At 66.2% G+C, this 17459-nt stretch carries 21 protein-coding genes; 14 read left to right on the top strand and 7 right to left on the bottom strand.

Annotated elements, in window-relative coordinates:
- Positions 1–4: 4 nt before the first annotated feature.
- On the top strand, positions 5–835 hold the full coding sequence (locus tag J0I42_RS01390) for an ABC transporter permease (RefSeq protein ID WP_291652049.1): 831 nt from the start codon (positions 5–7) through the stop codon (positions 833–835).
- Positions 836–882: 47 nt separating this feature from the next.
- Here the strand turns inward: J0I42_RS01390 and J0I42_RS01385 are convergent, their stop codons facing one another.
- Positions 883–2703, bottom strand: a complete 1821-nt coding sequence (locus tag J0I42_RS01385) for an ABC transporter ATP-binding protein/permease (protein WP_291652046.1) — start codon at positions 2701–2703, stop codon at positions 883–885.
- A gap of 287 nt (positions 2704–2990) precedes the next feature.
- On the opposite strand from J0I42_RS01385, the gene dusA reads away from it, so the two are divergent.
- From dusA to J0I42_RS01350, 7 genes are all read left to right on the top strand, one after another.
- Complete coding sequence (gene dusA / locus J0I42_RS01380) at positions 2991–4016, top strand: tRNA dihydrouridine(20/20a) synthase DusA (protein ID WP_291652044.1); 1026 nt, start codon at positions 2991–2993, stop codon at positions 4014–4016.
- 40 nt (positions 4017–4056) lie between these two features.
- Positions 4057–4431: an ArsR/SmtB family transcription factor gene (locus J0I42_RS01375; protein WP_291652042.1), complete on the top strand. Its 375-nt coding sequence runs from the start codon at positions 4057–4059 to the stop codon at positions 4429–4431.
- Positions 4432–4470: 39 nt separating this feature from the next.
- Entirely contained in the window at positions 4471–4905 is a 435-nt protein-coding gene (locus J0I42_RS01370) for an SRPBCC family protein (protein ID WP_291652040.1), read from the top strand.
- Between the two features lie 70 nt (positions 4906–4975).
- The gene (locus J0I42_RS01365) at positions 4976–5728 is read left to right on the top strand and encodes a DUF899 domain-containing protein (RefSeq protein ID WP_291652038.1); all 753 of its coding nucleotides are present in this window, start codon (positions 4976–4978) and stop codon (positions 5726–5728) included.
- A 92-nt stretch (positions 5729–5820) separates the two neighbouring features.
- Complete coding sequence (locus J0I42_RS01360) at positions 5821–6543, top strand: DUF1428 domain-containing protein (RefSeq protein ID WP_291652036.1); 723 nt, start codon at positions 5821–5823, stop codon at positions 6541–6543.
- A gap of 102 nt (positions 6544–6645) precedes the next feature.
- A complete protein-coding gene (locus J0I42_RS01355) occupies positions 6646–7485 on the top strand; it encodes a sulfite exporter TauE/SafE family protein (protein ID WP_291652034.1) in 840 nt (279 codons plus the stop codon).
- Positions 7486–7498: 13 nt separating this feature from the next.
- Positions 7499–7981, top strand: coding sequence for a GNAT family N-acetyltransferase (locus J0I42_RS01350; protein ID WP_291652032.1), 483 nt, complete (start codon positions 7499–7501; stop codon positions 7979–7981).
- Between the two features lie 3 nt (positions 7982–7984).
- Here the strand turns inward: J0I42_RS01350 and J0I42_RS01345 are convergent, their stop codons facing one another.
- Together J0I42_RS01345 and J0I42_RS01340 are read right to left on the bottom strand one after the other, a co-directional pair.
- Positions 7985–8161 (bottom strand): DUF1289 domain-containing protein, encoded by a 177-nt coding sequence (locus J0I42_RS01345; protein WP_291652030.1) that lies wholly within the window; start codon positions 8159–8161, stop codon positions 7985–7987.
- On the bottom strand, positions 8158–9003 hold the full coding sequence (locus tag J0I42_RS01340; protein WP_291652028.1) for an adenosylcobinamide-GDP ribazoletransferase: 846 nt from the start codon (positions 9001–9003) through the stop codon (positions 8158–8160). The genes J0I42_RS01345 and J0I42_RS01340 overlap by 4 nt, the downstream gene beginning before the upstream one ends.
- Positions 9004–9118: 115 nt before the next feature.
- On the opposite strand from J0I42_RS01340, the gene cobT reads away from it, so the two are divergent.
- Complete coding sequence (gene cobT, locus J0I42_RS01335; protein WP_291652027.1) at positions 9119–10138, top strand: nicotinate-nucleotide--dimethylbenzimidazole phosphoribosyltransferase; 1020 nt, start codon at positions 9119–9121, stop codon at positions 10136–10138.
- On the opposite strand, the gene J0I42_RS01330 is transcribed toward cobT, so the two are convergent.
- Both J0I42_RS01330 and J0I42_RS01325 read right to left on the bottom strand, forming a co-directional pair.
- A complete protein-coding gene (locus tag J0I42_RS01330) occupies positions 10135–11253 on the bottom strand; it encodes a D-alanine--D-alanine ligase family protein (RefSeq protein WP_291652026.1) in 1119 nt (372 codons plus the stop codon). The two genes, cobT and J0I42_RS01330, sit on opposite strands and share 4 nt — an antisense overlap.
- A 91-nt stretch (positions 11254–11344) precedes the next feature.
- Positions 11345–12862, bottom strand: coding sequence for a sensor histidine kinase (locus J0I42_RS01325; protein WP_291652653.1), 1518 nt, complete (start codon positions 12860–12862; stop codon positions 11345–11347).
- An 87-nt stretch (positions 12863–12949) separates the two neighbouring features.
- Between J0I42_RS01325 and J0I42_RS01320 the strand changes: the two genes are divergently transcribed.
- The 5 genes from J0I42_RS01320 (at position 12950) to J0I42_RS01300 (ending at position 15764) form a co-directional block, all read left to right on the top strand.
- Positions 12950–13501, top strand: coding sequence for a thermonuclease family protein (locus J0I42_RS01320; protein WP_291652025.1), 552 nt, complete (start codon positions 12950–12952; stop codon positions 13499–13501).
- Positions 13502–13595: 94 nt separating this feature from the next.
- Entirely contained in the window at positions 13596–14207 is a 612-nt protein-coding gene (locus J0I42_RS01315) for a glutathione S-transferase family protein (RefSeq protein WP_291652023.1), read from the top strand.
- Positions 14207–14674, top strand: coding sequence for a hypothetical protein (locus J0I42_RS01310; RefSeq protein ID WP_291652022.1), 468 nt, complete (start codon positions 14207–14209; stop codon positions 14672–14674). Before J0I42_RS01315 ends, J0I42_RS01310 begins: the two co-directional genes overlap by 1 nt.
- Complete coding sequence (locus J0I42_RS01305) at positions 14674–15141, top strand: hypothetical protein (RefSeq protein ID WP_291652020.1); 468 nt, start codon at positions 14674–14676, stop codon at positions 15139–15141. The genes J0I42_RS01310 and J0I42_RS01305 overlap by 1 nt, the downstream gene beginning before the upstream one ends.
- Positions 15138–15764 (top strand): uracil-DNA glycosylase family protein, encoded by a 627-nt coding sequence (locus J0I42_RS01300; RefSeq protein WP_291652019.1) that lies wholly within the window; start codon positions 15138–15140, stop codon positions 15762–15764. Before J0I42_RS01305 ends, J0I42_RS01300 begins: the two co-directional genes overlap by 4 nt.
- A gap of 9 nt (positions 15765–15773) precedes the next feature.
- Here the strand turns inward: J0I42_RS01300 and J0I42_RS01295 are convergent, their stop codons facing one another.
- Both J0I42_RS01295 and J0I42_RS01290 read right to left on the bottom strand, forming a co-directional pair.
- The gene (locus tag J0I42_RS01295) at positions 15774–16160 is read right to left on the bottom strand and encodes a porin family protein (RefSeq protein WP_291652017.1); all 387 of its coding nucleotides are present in this window, start codon (positions 16158–16160) and stop codon (positions 15774–15776) included.
- Between the two features lie 139 nt (positions 16161–16299).
- Positions 16300–17391 (bottom strand): TRAP transporter substrate-binding protein, encoded by a 1092-nt coding sequence (locus J0I42_RS01290; protein ID WP_291652015.1) that lies wholly within the window; start codon positions 17389–17391, stop codon positions 16300–16302.
- Between the last annotated feature and the right edge of the window lie 68 nt (positions 17392–17459).

Genomic DNA, 17459 nt, shown 5'->3' with positions numbered 1-17459 from the left:
TCCCATGGTCAAGGATACCCGTCTCTCGACGAAGCTCTGGGCTGCCGCCAACTGGACGCTGATCGGCTTCTTCGTCGTCAATCTCTTCGCGATGATCGCGACGGTGGTGACCTCCTCCTTCTCGACGCGCTGGCTCGGCACCTGGCTGCCGGCCGGCTGGACGACGCGCTGGTATGCGGCCGCCTGGTCGGAATTCCAGCTCTACGACGTGCTCTTCGTCACCTTCCAGATCGTCTTCCTGGTGGTGGCGCTCTCCGGCCTGATCGGCGTGCCCGCTGCCTATGCGCTGGCGCGGCGTGACTTCCCGGGCAAGAAGCTCGTCATGCTGCTCTTCCTGCTGCCGCTGCTCGTGCCGCCGATCACCTTCGGCATCCCGTTGGCGACGGTGCTCTATCAGACCGGCTTCGCCGGCCAGATGTCGGGCGTGGTGCTCGCCAATCTCGTGCCGACCGTGCCCTTCGTCATCCTGGTGATGATCCCGTTCATCGAGCAGATCGACACCAAGATCGAGGCGGCGGCGCGCGTCTTCGGCGCCAACACCTTCAAGCTCTTCGTGCATGTGCTGCTGCCGCTGCTCATGCCCGGCATCCTCGCGGCGCTGCTGCTGGTGCTGGTCAGGACGCTCGCCATGTTCGAGCTGACCTTCCTCACGGCCGGCCCGACCAGCCAGACGCTCGTCGTCGCGCTCTACTACGCGGTCTTCGCCGCCGGCGTCCGCGCGGTGCAGTCGATCGACGCCATGGCGGTGATCTACATGGTCACCACCCTGATCTGGCTCGTGATCGCGCTGCGCTTCGTCAACCCGACGCAGATCGTCGCCCGCGCCAAGAAGTGACCGGGGCAGGCGGCGCTCCTCGCGAGCGCCGCCGTCTCAGGTTGATCTCAGGCCTCCGGGCGCTCGTCCTCATTGGCGGCGCTACGGCTCCTGAACAGCCGCCACAGCGATTTGCGCAAGCGCGTCGACGTCATGCGTGCGCCCGCCGGCCGGCGCTCCAGCGTGATCTTCTGGTCGTGATAATCCTCCAGCCCTGGCCGATGGCCGACGCTGATCAGGGTCGCGGCGGCAAGCTCGTCGTCGAACAGGCTGAGCAATGAGGCCTGGCTCTCCTCGTCGAGCGCCGAGGTCGCCTCGTCCATCACGATGATATCGGGCTTTTGCAGCAGGAGACGCGCGAAGGCGATGCGCTGGCGCTCGCCGCCGGAGAGGATGCGGTCCCAGTCCTCCTCCTCAAGGTCGAGCTTCTTGGCGAGATAGCTTAGTCCACAGCGCTGCAAAGCCGCCGTCATCGCTTCGTCCGGCACAGTCCTGTCCGAATCCGGATAGAGGAGGATGCTGCGCAAGGTGCTGCGCGGCAGATAGGGCTTCTGCGGCACGAAGGCGATGGTCTGGCCGGAGGGCACACGGATCGTGCCCGAGCCCCATGGCCAGATGCCGGCGAGCGCCCGGATCAGCGTGCTCTTGCCGGAACCGCTCTCGCCCGCGATCAGCGCCTTCGCCCCCTTCGCGATGGAGACCGTGGCGTCGGCGAGCACGACGCGACCATTGCTGTGGGCGATCGACAGATTCTCCAGATGGATCGCGCCGTCATCACTTTCGTCGAGTGCGATCTGCTCGTCCTTCTCCATGATTGTGCCGATATCCAGCGCCTCGAGTTCCTCAACCAGTTCGTCGACACGGGTCACGGAAGCGAACCATTCGGCAAGCCGCACGAAATTGTCGACGAACCAGATCAGGGCGGCCTGGACGGCGCTGAACGCCGCGACCACCTGAACGACCGCGCCGAGCGTGACGGCGCCGGCCAGGAATTTCGGAGCGATCAGCAGGAGCGGCACGATCGGGAACAGCGCGCCGTTGGTGTTCAGTACCAGTGCGATGACACCCTGCTGGCGAACGATCCGGAGCCAGGCTGCGACGACCCGCCCGTAATTCTCGCCGACGGAGCTGCGCTCGTCGGCATCGCCCTTGATCAGTGCGATGCTCTCGGCATTCTCGCGCAATCGGGTCATCTCGGCCCGGAACTGCGCCTCCATCTCGTTCTTGTGCGCGACGCGCGCGACGAGCGGCCGGCCGGCGAGATAGGCCCCAAGCGAGGCGATCGCCGCATAGACCACGGCCGCGACCGCCATGTAGCTGGGAATCACGATCGTGGTTCGGCCCAGCGTGAACTCGGCGGAGCCCGCGACCTGCCAGAGGATCGCGGCGAAGGTAGCGGCTGTGACGAAGGCGCTGATCAGCCCGATCGCGAGCTCAACCAGAGGCTCGATCGCGAGGCGGACATCCTCGGCGATACGGTATTCCGGTGCGGTCATAGTCTTGGTCAGGAAGCCCAGCCGATAGTAGCGCTGATCGGCGATCCACCAGCCCGAGAGGCGGCGGGTCAGGTTCTCGCGCCAGCGCACCTGCAGCAGCATGCGGCTTACCACGAGGCCGGAGACCGAAAGCGCCGAGGCGGCCAGGAGAAAGGGCAGCCAGGAGGTCGTCGCCCAGACGGCTGCGACATCGCGCTTTTCGAGCGCATCGAAGAACCAGCGGTTCCAGCGGTTGATGCCGACGGCGGCGCTCGTCTGAGCTGCGACGAAGATCAGGACGGCGGCCGTCAGAGCCCAGGCGCGCCACCGTGTCCTGCCGCGCCAGTAGTGCGACGCTATACGGAAGAACTGCCGCATGCGGGAGCGACGCGAAACCTGCGGAGCCTCTGCCATATGCCACTCCGCTTTTGCCTGCGCCACTGCCGTTCGTGAGACCCGCGACGCGGCTTTCTGTTCCTTCCAACCGCAGGCTGGCGGGACGGTTCCATCGTGCGTTTCGGCGCGGTATGCCGGCGTTGGGAGCAAGGTTTCGCGGGTCCCCCCGGGGCGGAATTCTCGCCGAGGCCCTCGCGTATGGAGGCAATCTGCGCCATATACGCCCCGGCTCCGCCGTCCGGTGACGCGGGTGGTAGCTCATGGCGACCAGGCACAATTGCAACAAGGCATCTGCAGGCCGAACGTTGAAGACAGAGATTACGACAGACCCGATCGATGGAGCCGCGCGCTTCTGGCGCTTCTCCGTGGCGCCGATGATGGATTGGACTGATCGGTATTGCCGCGTCATTCACCGCCTGATGTCGCGTCATGCCCTGCTCTATACCGAGATGGTGACGGCGCAGGCGGTGATCCGGGGCGATCGCGACCGCCTGATCGGTTTCGATGCGACGGAGCATCCCGTCGCGCTCCAGCTCGGCGGGAATGATCCGAAGCTTCTGGCGGAGGCCGCGAAGATCGGCGCCGATTTTGGCTATGATGAGATCAACCTGAATTGTGGCTGTCCATCCGATAGGGTTCAGGGCGGGGCTTTCGGCGCCTGTCTGATGCGCGAGCCGGCACTGGTCGGCGATTGCGTCGCCGCGATGAAGGCGGCGGTCGGGGTGCCCGTCACGGTGAAATGCCGCCTCGGCGTCGATGATCAGGACCCGGAAACGGCGCTCGACACATTGACCGCTTCAGTGCGCGCGGTCGGCGTCGATGCGCTGATTGTCCACGCCCGCAAGGCGTGGCTGCAGGGGCTCTCTCCCAAGGAGAACCGCGAGATCCCGCCGCTCGATTACGAGCGCGCTTATCGCCTGAAGGCCGCCAATCCGGACCTGACGATTGCGATCAATGGCGGCATCAAGGCGCCCTCAGAATGGCGGGTGCATCTGGAGAAGCTCGATGGCGTGATGATCGGCCGCGAAGCCTATCAGAATCCCGAGATTCTGCTTCAGGTCGATCCGCTGCTCTTCGGGCAGGAGGCCCCGGTGGCCGACGCCTTCGCCATGCTGGAGGCGTTGGAGCCGCATCTCGCGATGCATCTGGAACGAGGCGGGCGCCTTCACGCCTTCACGCGCCATCTCGTCGGCCTGTTTCCCGGCCGCCCGGGCGCACGCCTGTTCCGCCGCCATCTCGCCGAGCGCTGCGTCGGTGCGGATGCGACGCTGGATGACCTTCGCGCAGCCATCGCCCATGTCTCGCGTCACGAGGCCGCTGCCGCAGCCTGAGCCGGACCGAAATCTCTCGCCTGGAACACCAGCTTGACGCGTGAAGCGGTTTGCGCTTACACTTAACTCAATGGTTAAGTTTCAGGATGCGCAGCTCGACCGAACCTTTTCCGCTTTGGCGGACCCGACGCGCAGGGCCCTGCTGGCACGTCTGGAGCGGGAGGACGGACTTTCCGTCAGTGAACTGGCGAAGCCGTTTCCCGTCTCGCTCCCCGCCATCATGAAGCATCTCGATGTCCTTTCGGATGCCGGATTGCTGTCGCGGACCAAGGCGGGGCGTATCGTGTCGTGCCACCTGAATGCGGAGCCGATGGAGGACGCGATGGGCTGGCTGGCGCGCTATCAGCGGTTCTGGACCGAGCGGCTCGATGCGCTGGAGGCACTGCTCGAAGCGCGTCGCATTGGCGAGGACTGAAGGAAAAAGAGGCCAGGAAACGCAGAGGGAAGAGAGCGCATGCATCAGCCGGTGACACCCAGCCTCACGATGAAGCGCCGCCTCAATGCGCCGCCGACCGAGGTCTACAAAGCCTGGACCGACCCGGATCTGCTCGTCCGCTGGTTCGGCCCGGAGAATGTCGTGGCGCAGGAAGCGGAGATCGATCCGCGCGTCGACGGCGCCTATCGTGTCGTGATGATCGAGGATACCGGCGAACGCCACGAGGTGCTCGGCCGCTATCTGGAGGTTGTCGAGAACGAGCGCCTCGTCTTCAGTTGGTCCTGGATCACGACGCCCGAGCGCCTCTCGCGCGTCACCGTCACGCTGAAGCCTGATGGCGACGGCACGATCCTGACGCTTTTGCACGAGAAGCTCGCCGACGATGCCGCGGTGCGCGGCCACACCCATGGCTGGGCGGGAACCATGGTCAAGCTCGAGGCCTATTTCGCCTGAGCCAGTGCGTGCGGAGCACGCCGAAAAGGTCGCCGGCACGATGCCGGCGGAAGATGGAGGAGAGGAGACGATGGAACACAGGATCGTATCCCGTGAGGAGTGGCTCGCCGCGCGCAAGCTGCATCTCGCCAACGAGAAGGAGCTGACCCGCCGGCGCGATGCGCTTTCGGCCGAGCGGCGCGCGCTGCCGTGGGTCAGGATCGAGAAGAACTACACCTTCGAAGGCTGGGATGGCGGGTTGTCGCTGGGCGACCTCTTCGCCGGTAACAGCCAATTGATCATCTATCACTTCATGTTCGGGCCCGGCGCACGGGAAGGCTGCCCGAGCTGCTCCTTCCTGGCCGATCATTTCGACGGCGCCAACCGGCACCTGAAGCATCACGACGTCAGCCTCGTCGTCGTCTCGCGGGCGCCTTACGCGGAATTCCAGAATTTCCGGCATCGCATGGGCTGGGATTTCCCCTGGGTCTCCTCGGCGAACAGTGACTTCAACTACGATTTCCATGTCTCGCCGAGCCCGGAGGAGAAGGCGGCCGGCCGCTACGAATACAATTACGCGATGCACGATGGGCAGGGTGGCGAGATGCCGGGCTTCAGCGTCTTCTATCGCAACGAGGCCGGCGCGATCTTCCACACCTACTCGACCTATGCCCGCGGCGGAGACCTCATGATCGGTGCCCATAACTTCCTCGACATGACCCCGAAGGGGCGCAACGAGATCGGGATCATGGATTGGGTCCGCCATCACGACCGCTACCCGGACAGGCCGCTGGGTGCAGCAAGCTTCCAGCCGCAGCTCGCCGTGAGTTCCTGCAGCGACTGACGGTGGCTTTGCGGGCCCGTTCCGGGTCTATCGAGTTGATATCAACATTTTGATGCGGCCGCCACCGGCGGTCGCCGGCAAGGAGACATGCAATGGCTTACGTCGAGGGTTTCGTCCTGGCGGTTCCCGCCGCGAACAAGGAGGCATATCGCAAGCAGGCTGCCGATGCGGCGCCGCTGTTCCAGGAGTTCGGCGTCCGGCGCCATGTCGAGACCTGGGGCGACGATGTCCCGGACGGCAAGGTGACGGATTTCAAGGGGGCGGTGAAGGCGACGCCGGACGAGGTCGTGGTCTTCTCCTGGTTCGAATATCCCGACCGGGCGACGCGCGACGCCGCCAACCAGAAGATCATGAGCGATCCCCGCATGAAGGCGATGGGCGAGGAGATGCCCTTCGACGGCAAGCGCATGATCTATGGCGGCTTCGCCCCGATTCTCGACGAAGGCGAGGGCGGTGCGATGGGCTATATCGATGGCGTCCTCGTCGCCGTGCCCGATGACCGCAAGGCGGATTATCGCGATTTCTCTGCCGGACATGCCGCATTGTTCAAGGAATACGGCGCCCGTCGCGTCGTCGACGCCTGGGGTGACGACGTGCCCGACGGCAAGCTCACCGATTTCAAGGGGGCGGTGAAGGCCGAAGCCGGCGAGACGGTGGTGTTCAGCTGGGTCGAGTGGCCCTCCAGGGAAGTGCGCGCCGCCGCCTGGAGCAAGATGATGGCGGACTCGCGCATGGCGCAGCTCGAGATGCCCTTCGACGGTAAGCGCGTCGTCTACGGCGGCTTCGCGCCGATCTTCGATACCGGGCGCGGCTAAAGCGGCCGCAGACCGCAATTCACGCAACGGCTATGCGGAGGGCGTCTTGCCCCCGCTGGCCAAATGACCGAGAGATCGGGCGGCTTCATCGGATCTCTCTTCATGTTTGCAGGCATTCCCATAGGCGATCTCGCCTTCCTCGCCGTCTCGCTTGTGCTGGCCGGCGCAGTCACCGGCCTTCTGGCCGGCGTCTTCGGCGTCGGCGGCGGCGCGGTCATCGTGCCGGTTCTCTACGAGATCTTCCGCGTCATCGGCGTGGCGGAAGAGGTTCGCATGCCGCTCAGCGTCGGCACCTCGCTCGCGATCATCATCCCCACCTCGATTCGCTCCTTCAACGCTCACCGCGCCAAGGGACTGGTCGATTTGTCGATCCTCAAGGTCTGGGCGGTTCCGGTGGTCGTCGGCGTGCTCGCCGGCAGCTGGATTGCCCGCTTCGCTCCGGCCGACCTCTTCAAGATCGTCTTCGTCGCCGTCGCCACCATCTCGGCGCTCCGCCTGCTCTTCGCCGCCGATCGCTGGAAATTCGGCGAGGACATGCCCGGCAAGCCGCTGATGGTCGTCTATGGCGGTATCATCGGCGTACTCTCGGCGTTGATGGGGATCGGCGGCGGCCAGCTCTCCAGCCTGTTCATGACCTTCTACGGCCGGCCGATCCATCAGGCCGTCGCGACCTCCTCGGGGCTTGGCGTGCTGATCTCGATCCCCGGCGCGGTCGGCTTCATCTATGCGGGCTGGCCGCAGATGGCCCTGGGGACGCTGCCGCCGCTCTCGCTCGGCTATGTCTCGCTGATCGGCATGATCCTGTTCATCCCGACCTCGATCTGGACCGCCCCGATCGGTGCACGGCTGGCGCATCGGCTCTCGAAGCGTCGTCTCGAGATCGCTTTCGGACTGTTCCTGCTCGTGGTCGCGAGCCGTTTCGTCTGGTCGCTCATCCATTGAAGTGCGCGCAGCCATGAATGCGATCACGATCCGGCTGCTGCGGCCCGAGGACCACAAGGCGCTCACCGCGCTGATGGTCGAGATGCAGGGTCATTACAGCGTGCCGTGCCCGACACCGGCCGAGATTCTCGCCGGGCTTGCGACCTTGCCGGCGGGAGTCGACATTCTCATTGTGATGAAGGGCGAGGCCGTGCTCGGCTTCGCTGCGGCCTGCAATCTTTATCCGGGGCCGGGCCTGAAGACCGGTTTCTTCCTGAAGGAGATTTACGTCGCCGACGCCGCGCGCGGTGCCGGGCTCGGCCGGAAGCTCATGGTGGCGCTGGCGGAACTCGCGCTGGAACGGGGCCACCATCGGATCGACTGGACGGCCGATGCGGACGACGCGGCACTGCTGCGCTTCTATGACGGCCTCGGTGCTGCCACCCATCCGACGAAGGTGTTCTATCGCCTGACCGGGGATGCGCTGGCCGATCTGGCCGGTGCGGCTGAGGACTGACTTTTAGCTTTGGCGGTCGGCCAATCGCTTCGGCAGCGCCGCCATGATCGCCAATCGCTCGGCCTCGCTCAACCGACCCCATCGCGCGATCTCGGTGAGTGTCCGGCCGCAGCCCTCGCAGAGTTTGGTCACGGGATCGATCACGCAGATTTTGACGCAGGGCGTCGAGGCGCCGCTCATCGCCCACCCCATCCGAGCGCCAGTGCAAGGCCCAGATAGATCGCGATCTCGGCGAGCTGCTGTGCCGCCCCGAGGATGTCGCCCGTCTGCCCGCCGATGAGCCGTCGCGCCGTGCGTGACAGTACGGCAGCCGCGCCATGCGCCAACGCGAAACCGATCAGCAACCCGGTGATTGGCAGTTCCGCCGCGAGCCCGATCCCGGTCGCGAGGAAGAGACTCAAGCCCAGTGCGATCCGTGCGGTCGGCACGGTTGGTTGGCCGACGGCCGCAGCCGCGCCGCTGCTGCGCGCCGCCGGCTGCGTGGCCAGCATGAAAAGCCCTTCGGCGCGCGACCATGGCGCCGCGACGAGCAACGCCGCCGCCGCCGCCCAGGCGCCGGAGCGGTCGAGGATCATGGCGATCAGGCTCGCCCGCAGCAGCAACGACAGCCCCAGCGCCAGCGCGCCATAGGAGCCGATACGGCTGTCCTTCATGATATCCAGCCGCCGCTCGAGCGTATGCCCGCCGAACAGTCCGTCAGCGGTGTCGGCCAGCCCGTCCTCATGGAAGGCGCCGGTGGTCAATGCGAGGGCGGTCAGCGCCAGTGCCGCGACGACGAAGCCGCTCAGGCCGGCAAGGCCGGCGCCCAGCGCGGTCAGCGCGGCTGGAGTGGCGATGATGAGCGCGGCGAAGGGCAGGGCGCGCGGCACCTCCCGAAAATCGGGAAGCGCATGGCCGTCCGTCTCCCCGGGCAGCAGCGGCACGGGCAGGCGCGACCAGAAGCGCAGGCAGATCGCGGTCGCGATTCCCCAGCCCGGCCAGTCCGGCGGGGGCGACCCGCTCGTGGTTTCAGCCTCTGCCATGCCTGCCGCGTCGTCTCGCTCGATTGTCTTCACGCTCCCGACCCTATAGCAGCAGCGTCAATCCTGCCGCCACGCTGATGCGCTGATGCGGCGCCCTCGCGTGATGGATTTGACCATGGCCGCCTCCGGATTGCCCTTCGACGATATCCGCGACCTCATCGCCGCGATGCCAGGCCCCGACATGGAAGCCGCAAACGCGGTGCGCGCCCGCGATGCCAACCTCACCAAGCCGGCCGGCAGCCTCGGCCGCTTGGAGGAGATCGCCGAATGGCTTGCCGCCTGGCAGGGCAAGGCGAAGCCCGCGGTCGATCGGCCGCTGGTCTGTGTCTTTGCCGGCAATCATGGCGTGGTCGCGCAGGGCGTGTCAGCCTATCCGCAGGCGGTGACGCGCCAGATGCTGGAGAATTTTGCCGCCGGCGGCGCTGCAATCAACCAGATCTGTGCGGCCTATGATCTCGGCTTCAAGGTCTTCGACCTGGCGCTCGACCTGCCGACCGGCGATTTCACGCAGGGCGATGCGCTCGACGAGCGCGCCTGCGTCGCCACCATGGCCTTCGGCATGGAAGCACTCGTCGGCGGCACCGACCTGCTCTGCCTCGGCGAGATGGGCATAGGCAATACCACCTCTGCAGCCGCGATCTATGCCGCGCTCTATGGCGGCGATGCCGCGCATTGGTGCGGGCGCGGCACCGGCATCGACGACGAGGGCCTGAAGCGCAAGGTTGCGGCGGTTGAGGCGGGCCTTGCCCTGCACCGCGCCCATCTCAAGGACCCGCTTGAAGTGTTGCGCCGTCTCGGCGGACGCGAGGTCGCGGCAATCTGCGGCGCCATCATCGCCGCACGTTCGCAGCGCATTCCGGTGATCCTCGACGGCTATGTCGTGACGGCCGCTGCCGCGATCCTGCACGCGATCGAGCCTTCGACGATCGACCACTGCATCGCCGGCCATCTTTCGTTCGAGGGCGCCCATGCCGACGTGCTCGCCCGCCTCGGCAAGGTGCCGCTGCTGGCATTGGACATGCGGCTGGGCGAAGGCTCTGGCGCGGCACTGGCCGCCGGCCTCGTCAAGGCGGCGGCAGCGGTGCATTCCGGTATGGCGACCTTCGAGCAGGCGCAGGTCGCGCGGAAGGACTAACCCTCGTAGTCCGTCTTCAAGGCCGCCCGCTCTGCATGGCGTTCCTGCGCCAGCTCGATCAGGCGGGTGATGAGGGCGGAGTAGGGCAGGCCGGAAGCCTCCATCATCTTCGGATACATGCTGATGGTGGTGAACCCCGGCAGCGTGTTGATCTCGTTGAAGTAGAAGGCGCCGCTCTGGCGGTCGAGAAAGAAGTCGACCCGCGCCAAGCCGCTGCATTCCAGCGCGAGGAAGGCGTCGATCGCGAGCTGGCGCACGCGCGCCATCTGCTCGGCATCGAGCTTGGCCGGCAGGTCGACGCTGGCGCCGTCCTGGTCGAGATATTTGGCCTCGTAGGAATAGAACTCGTGTTGCGGGCCGGCATTCAGCTCGCTGGCGACGCTTGCCACCGGCGGATCGCCGTCGAGCACCGCGACCTCGATCTCGCGGGCGTCGATGCCCTGCTCGATCAGCACCTTGGTGTCGTACTGGAAGGCGTCCGTGAGGGCTGCGTAGAGATCCTCCCAGCGCTTGACCTTATGGACGCCGACGCTCGAGCCCATGTTGCAGGGCTTGACGAAGACGGGGAGCGTGAGCCGCCCCTCGGCAGCTTTCGCAGACCCCTCCGGATCGCGGCGCCAGTCGCGCCGCGACAGGGCGAGATAAGGCGCGACCGGCAGGCCGGCGAGCGCCGCCAGCCGCTTGGCGATGTCCTTGTGCATGCCGACCGCCGAGGCCAGCACGCCGGAGCCGACATAGGCCGCACCGACGAGTTCGAGCAGGCCCTGCATAGCGCCGTCCTCGCAGAGCGGGCCATGGATCACAGGAAACACGACATCGACCGGCGCGATGGCCGGCGCCGCGCTGTCCGCGGGCAGGATTGCGGTGCGCCCGCCTTGCGGCTCCAGCCGGATTGCAGGTGAATCGGCCGGGATTTGCAGGCTCTCGGTATTGGCTCCCTCGATCCGGCGCAGGTCGTGGCATTGCCAGCGGCCCTGCTTGTCGATGCTGACCGGCACGGGCTCGAACCGGTCGCGGTCGATATGGCGCAGGACGGAGGCCGCCGACTTCAGCGAAACCTCATGCTCGCCCGACTTTCCCCCATAGAGCACGGCGACGCGCGTTTTCCGGTTCATGGTCCGATGGTCCGAGAGGCTGGAGAAAAAGTCTGAAGGAGACGCCGACAGGGTGTCGCCGGGTGATGAGGCGAGATTCGGGCGCTGGCGTTCACGCGGCCCGCGTATTCGGCTCGGGCAGGGCGGCGAGCGTGTCCATCACGCGCTCCGCCGGCAGCGTGATCGTGACTTCGGTGCCGGCGCGCGGCCTGGACTTGAGGTGGAAGCCGCCGCCATGCAGGTCGATCAACCCCTTGACGATCGGCAGGCCCAGCCCCGAGCCCTGCTCGGCCGTCTTGATCGCAAGGGATCCGCGTCCGAAGCTCTGCATCACGATCGGAATCTCGTTCGCGGGGATGCCGGGGCCGGTATCGGTGACGGAGACATACTGCCCGCCTGTCGCGGTCCAGCCGACCTTGATCGTGATCTCGCCGCCCTGCGGCGTGAACTTGATCGCGTTCGAGAGCACGTTGAGCACGGCCTGCCGGATCGCGCGCTCATCGGCCCAGACGCGCGGCAGGTCGGGTTCGGCCAGCGCCCGGATGCTCTGGCCCTTGGCCTTGGCGCGCAGCGCCAGCATGTGCTGGCAATCGTCGACGATGCTGGGCAGGGACAGGGCCTCCTCGTTCAGCTCGTATTTGCCGGCCTCGATGCGCGAGAGGTCGAGGATCTCGTTGATCAGGTTGAGCAGGTGCTGGCCCGAGCCGTGGATATCGGCCGAATACTCCTTGTACGCGGCGTTGGCATGTCCGCCGAAGATCTCGTTCTTCATCACCTCGGAAAAGCCGAGGATGGCGTTGAGTGGCGTGCGCAGTTCATGGCTCATCGTCGCGAGGAAACGCGACTTCGCGAGATTGGCTTCCTCCGCCTTGCGGCGGGCTTCGTCCGAATTGGCGTTGGCAGTTTCCAGCTCTGCGATCAGCGCGTCTTTCTCGGCCCTGAATACGATCGACGCGACCGAACTCGCATAGAGGCGGTTGGCGAGGAAGATGAAGAAGAGTTGGGCCGAGGCGGCCATGAGCGCCATGGTCACGCTGTCGATGTCGCGCCGGTCCCAGAAGAACACCATGATCCCGAGGATGATGGGGCTCAGCCCCGCATAGACCGCGATTGGGATCGTCGCCGAGAGCATGACGGTGAGTGCGCTGACGATCAGCAGAGCGGTGGTGACGAAGACCTTGGCGCCGGGCGCATCCACCGGGACGAACAGGAGCAGCAGCAACGACCAGGCGAGACCATGCATGCCCTCTGCGAGAGCGAAGAGCCGGCGCCAGAGTTTCAGCCGGACCTCGCTGGCGGCCTTCGCCAGAAAGCGCCGGGCCATCAGCACGATGATCATCGTCGTCAGCAGCACCGCGCCACTCCAGACCGCGACGAGCGCGGTGGGCAGCCAGAGGCAGGCGGCCGCGGCGATGCTGAGCACCAGAACGAGAGTGCCGGCAGAGCCTGCGATCCGGTATTGCGCGAAGACGCGCAGCAATTCGTTGTCGAATGCGCGCTCCAGACCCGTCGACGAGGTCAGCCGCTCGCGCGCCGACTTGACCTCGCGCGTGACCAGCTTCCGGCGCGCCACGGCCGAGGGGTCGGGTCCGCGCCCGCGCTGCACCTGTTCGGCCGTCACTTCCGCCATGATCGAGAGCGTGTATCCTCGTTCGGGCCCTGCGGCATGCAGGGTCCGGCTCGCCATCATGGACACCAAATCGTTAAGCTCTTCCTGATGGCTCCCTTCGGATTCGGCCGCTCCCGCTATGGACCCTTCGGCTGGCGTCGCGTCGGCCGGCCGGTCGACTTCGTCGTGGCGCTCGGCCTGCTCGGCTTTCTCGGCCTTGCCGGCGCGATCCTGCAATATCGCCTCGGCCCAGCGCGGGAGCTCGTCGGCGCGGCTCAGGCGATCGACGGCGATTCGGTGCGGCTGCTCGGCGAGGAGTTACGGCTGGAAGGCATCGACGCGCCCGAGTATCGCCAGAGCTGCACTGCGCGCGATGGCAGGTCGGTGGCCTGCGGGCGCGAGGCGCGGCGTGCCTTGCAGGCGATGCTGGCGCGCGGTGCGACGCGTTGCGAGATCGGCAAGGCCGACCGCTACGGCCGCGGTCTTGCGCGCTGCCGACAGGGCGATACCGACATCAACGCGACGCTGGTGCGGGACGGCCATGCGGTCTCCTACGGTGCCTATCGCGCCGAGGAGGACGAAGCACGGACTGCTGGCCGCGGCATCTGGGCGACGCAGTTCGAGCGCCCGGAAGCCTGGCGCCGCAGCCATCCACGCTGAAGCGTCCGCCATGCTCGCGTCATGAAGTGCCGGCAATCCGGTTGACCTTCCGGCGCGGACCGTGATCGGGTACGGCGGCAGACGGAGGCATCTGATGAAGCTCTACGATGGCGGGCGGGCGCCGAATCCAAGACGGGTTCGCATCTTCTTCGCCGAGAAGAATGTCCCGCTGCCGGAACTCGTGCCGGTCGACATCGGCCGCAAGGAGCACAGGACCGAGGCCTTCGCCAAACTCAACCCCGCCCGGCGCCTCCCCGTTCTCGAGCTCGACGACGGCACGACGCTGGCCGAGACCATCGCGATCTGCCGGTATATCGAGGCGCTGCATCCCGAACCGCCGCTCTTCGGACGCGATGCCAAGGAGCAGGCGACGATTGAGATGTGGAACCGGCGTGTCGAGCTCGGCCTTTTCGCCAGCGTCGCCGCCGTCTTCCGTCACAGCCATCCCTCGATGGCCGAGCTGGAGGACCAGGTGCCGGAATGGGCCGCGGCCAACCGCGACCAGGTGGACGACCATCTCTGGCTGCTCGAATTGCAGCTCGCGGCCAATCCCTTCATCTGCGGGGAGGCCCTGACGGTCGCGGACATCACTGCCGGCATCGCCATCGATTTCATGAAGGCCTCGCGCATCCCGCTGCCGGAGGATTTCGTCAATATCCGTCGCTGGCATGGGGCGCTATCGATCCGCCCGAGCTGGAAGGTCTGATGCTTCGTTCGGTCCTTGCCTTGCTCGCCGTGCTGGCCTTGCCCGCTCATGCACCGGCTGCCGAAAGGCTGAGCGGCGAGGCGATCGAGCGCGCCTTCCGCGGCAACACTGTCTCCGGCCGCTACACCAATGGCGGCTTCTTCACCGAGTACCATGACCCTGACGGCAGGGCGCTTGGCCATAACGGCTGGCAGGCCAATACCGATGCCTGCTGGATCACCAAGCCGGACCGCATCTGCTACTATTACGGGCCGCCGACCGACCGGACGGTCCATTGTTTCTCGGTCGAGACGAGCGGTGATCTCTACGTCCTGCGCAACAGCGGCAACGGCATGGTCAACGCGCTGGCCAAGGTCGAGATCGGCAATCCTCGCAACCACACCGACAACGGTACGCCCTGGTATTGCGACGGGCTGATCTCGCGGGCACCCGAACCTTCGATGAGCCGGAAGCTGGCGCGGCGCTGATGTCACGGCTGGCTGGCATGGTGGCGCTTGTGTTGGGCCTGCTCGCCGCCGTGCAGACGGCGGCCGTCGAACGATTGACCGGCGATCAGATCAAGCAGCTCTTCGAGGGGAACACTGTCTCGGGCCGCTATTCCGGCAGCAACCTGCCGTTCAGCGAATATCATCATGCCGATGGCCGGGCGAGCGGCCATAATCGCCATTCGACCAACACCGATGCCTGCTGGACCACCACGCCGGATGCCGTCTGCTATTATTATGGCCCGCAGGAAAAGCGCCGCACCTATTGCTTCACCATCGAAACCAGCGGCGACCTCGTCGTGATCCGCAGCCGGCCGAGCGGCCGTATCAACGGCCTTGCCCGTGTCGAGAAGGGCGACCCTTACGACTACGCGACGAAGAAATCCGACTGGTTCTGCGACGGCCTGATCTCGCAGGCGCCCGGCCGGTCGCGGCTGGCGCGCCGATGAACCCCGACGAGACGCTCGACGAGGTTCTGGCGGCGCTGCGCGCCTGTCGCATCTGCCGCGACGCGCCGCTCTACCCGCCCCCCCTGCCGCATCAGCCTCGCCCGGTGATCCAGGCTTCGGCGACGGCGCGGATCTGCATCGCAGGCCAGGCGCCGGGCACGCGGGTCCATGCCAGCGGCCGACCTTTCACGGATCCGTCGGGCGTGCGCCTCCGGAACTGGCTCGGCATGGACGAGACGGTCTTCTACGATGCGGCGAAGGTCGCGGTGGTGCCGATGGGGTTCTGCTTTCCCGGCCTCGATGCCAAGGGCGGCGACAAGCCGCCGCGGCGGGAATGCGCGCCGGCCTGGCGAGCCAGAGTCTTCGCGGCGTTGCCGCGGATCGAATTGGTACTGGCGATCGGGCGCTATGCCCAGGACTGGCATCTCGGTTCGAAGGAAGCTGCCAATCTCTCCGCCACCGTTGCGAACTGGCGCGATATCCTTGCCCGGCCGGTTTTTCCGCGCGTCCTCCCCCTGCCGCACCCGTCGTGGCGCAACAACGCCTGGCTCAAGCGCAACCCGTGGTTCGAGCAGGAGCTTGTGCCTGCCCTGCGGGAAGAGGTGGCGCGGCTGCTCCGTTAAGACCGGGCCTCAATAGCGGAAGGGGCCGGAATCGAGCCCGCGATTGACCTGTCCGCGCACGCCGACCACCGTACGGACGGGACCGAGCGCGGTCTGGCCCCGGCTTTCGAGATAGACCACCCCGTCGGCGCGGCTGCCATAGCCGTTGCGGGAACTCTTGCCGAACTCGGCCCGGACGGCGCCGCCGGCTCGCACGCAGAATGCCGAACCTTCCATGCGGATGAAGCCCGCGCCGTATTCGGGGCAGGGGCGGGCGGCGGTGCCGGGCTTCGCGGCCGGTTTCGCGGAGGCTTCGTAAGGCGCGGATTTCCGTGGGAGCGGCTCGCCGATCGACTGTGCCGACACCGCTGTCGCGAAGCCGGTCAGAAACAGGGCGAGGGCGGTTGTGCGGAGCATGGCGGACATCCGTGGCTACGGCTTCTGCTACTGAGCCAGCAAGGCGCAGTTGTGGCAAGGCCGCCCGTTGAGGCCCGGCCATGGAAAAACCCCGGCTTGCGCCGGGGTGAGTATCCCTCGCGCCGCGGGCTCCGTTGGATCAGAGCTGGTTGGAAACGCGCGAGCGGATCAGGAAATTGTCGAAGGTGTATTCGGCGATCTGGAACCAGAGATATTCGTCGCTACGGAAGGCCGCCATCGAATCGTAGAGTTTCTTGAAGTCGGGATTCTTGGCGGATGTCTCGGCATAAACCTCCTTCGAGGCCTTCAGGCAGGCTTCCAGGATTTCCTGTGAAAACGGGCGCAGTTGCGCGCCGGCGGCGACCAGGCGCTTCAGCGCGGCCGGGTTGCGTGCGTCGTATTTCGCCTGCATGTCGATATTGGCATGAGCCGCCGCCGTGGTGAGCAGCGACTTGTATGTTTTCGGCAGCTCGTCCCATTTCTTCGTGTTGATGAAGAAATGCAGGGCCGCGCCACCTTCCCACCAGCCCGGATAGTAGTAATAGGGCGCCACCTTGTTGAAGCCGAGCTTCTCGTCATCGGCCGGGCCGACCCATTCGGCCGCGTCGATCGTGCCCTTTTCGAGCGCGGGATAGATGTCGCCGCCGCCGATCTGCTGCGGTACGACGCCGAGCTTGCTCATCACCTGCCCGGCGAAGCCGCCGATGCGCATCTTGACGCCCTGAAGGTCGGCGACCGTCTTGAGTTCCTTGCGGAACCAGCCGCCCATCTGGCAGCCGGTATTGCCGCCGGGCAGGGCATAGATGTTCGCCTTCTTGTAGAACTCGTTCAGCAGTTCATTGCCGCCGCCATGGTAGAACCAGGCATTCTGCTGGCGTGAATTCAGCCCGAAGGGCACGGCGGTGCCGAAGGCGAATGTCGGGTCCTTGCCGACATAGTAATAGGAAGCGGTGTGGCACATCTCGACCGTGCCGTTGGTGACCGCGTCCGCCGCTTGCAGGGCCGGCACGATCTCGCCAGCCGCGAAAACCTGGATCTGGAACTTGCCGTCGGTCGCCTCGGAGACTGCCTTCGCCAGCACCTCGGAGGCGCCGAAGATCGTGTCGAGCGATTTTGGGAAGGAGGAGGTGATGCGCCATTTCACCTCGGGCATCGCTTGTGCGATCGCGGGGCTCGCAATCGCTCCTGCGGTTCCGGCCCCGGCAACTCCCAGAAAATGACGACGCTTCATCGATTCTGCCCTCCCCAAGGCCATGCGCGCCGGTTTTCCGGTCGTCGCGAACGCCCTTGAGGAAAACA

Origin of the sequence: Allobosea sp. (assembly GCF_017308015.1) — a bacterium.
Lineage (GTDB): Bacteria > Pseudomonadota > Alphaproteobacteria > Rhizobiales > Beijerinckiaceae > Allobosea.
The sequence above is the reverse complement of the archived record's forward strand: the minus strand, read 5'-3'. Positions and strand labels throughout refer to the sequence as shown.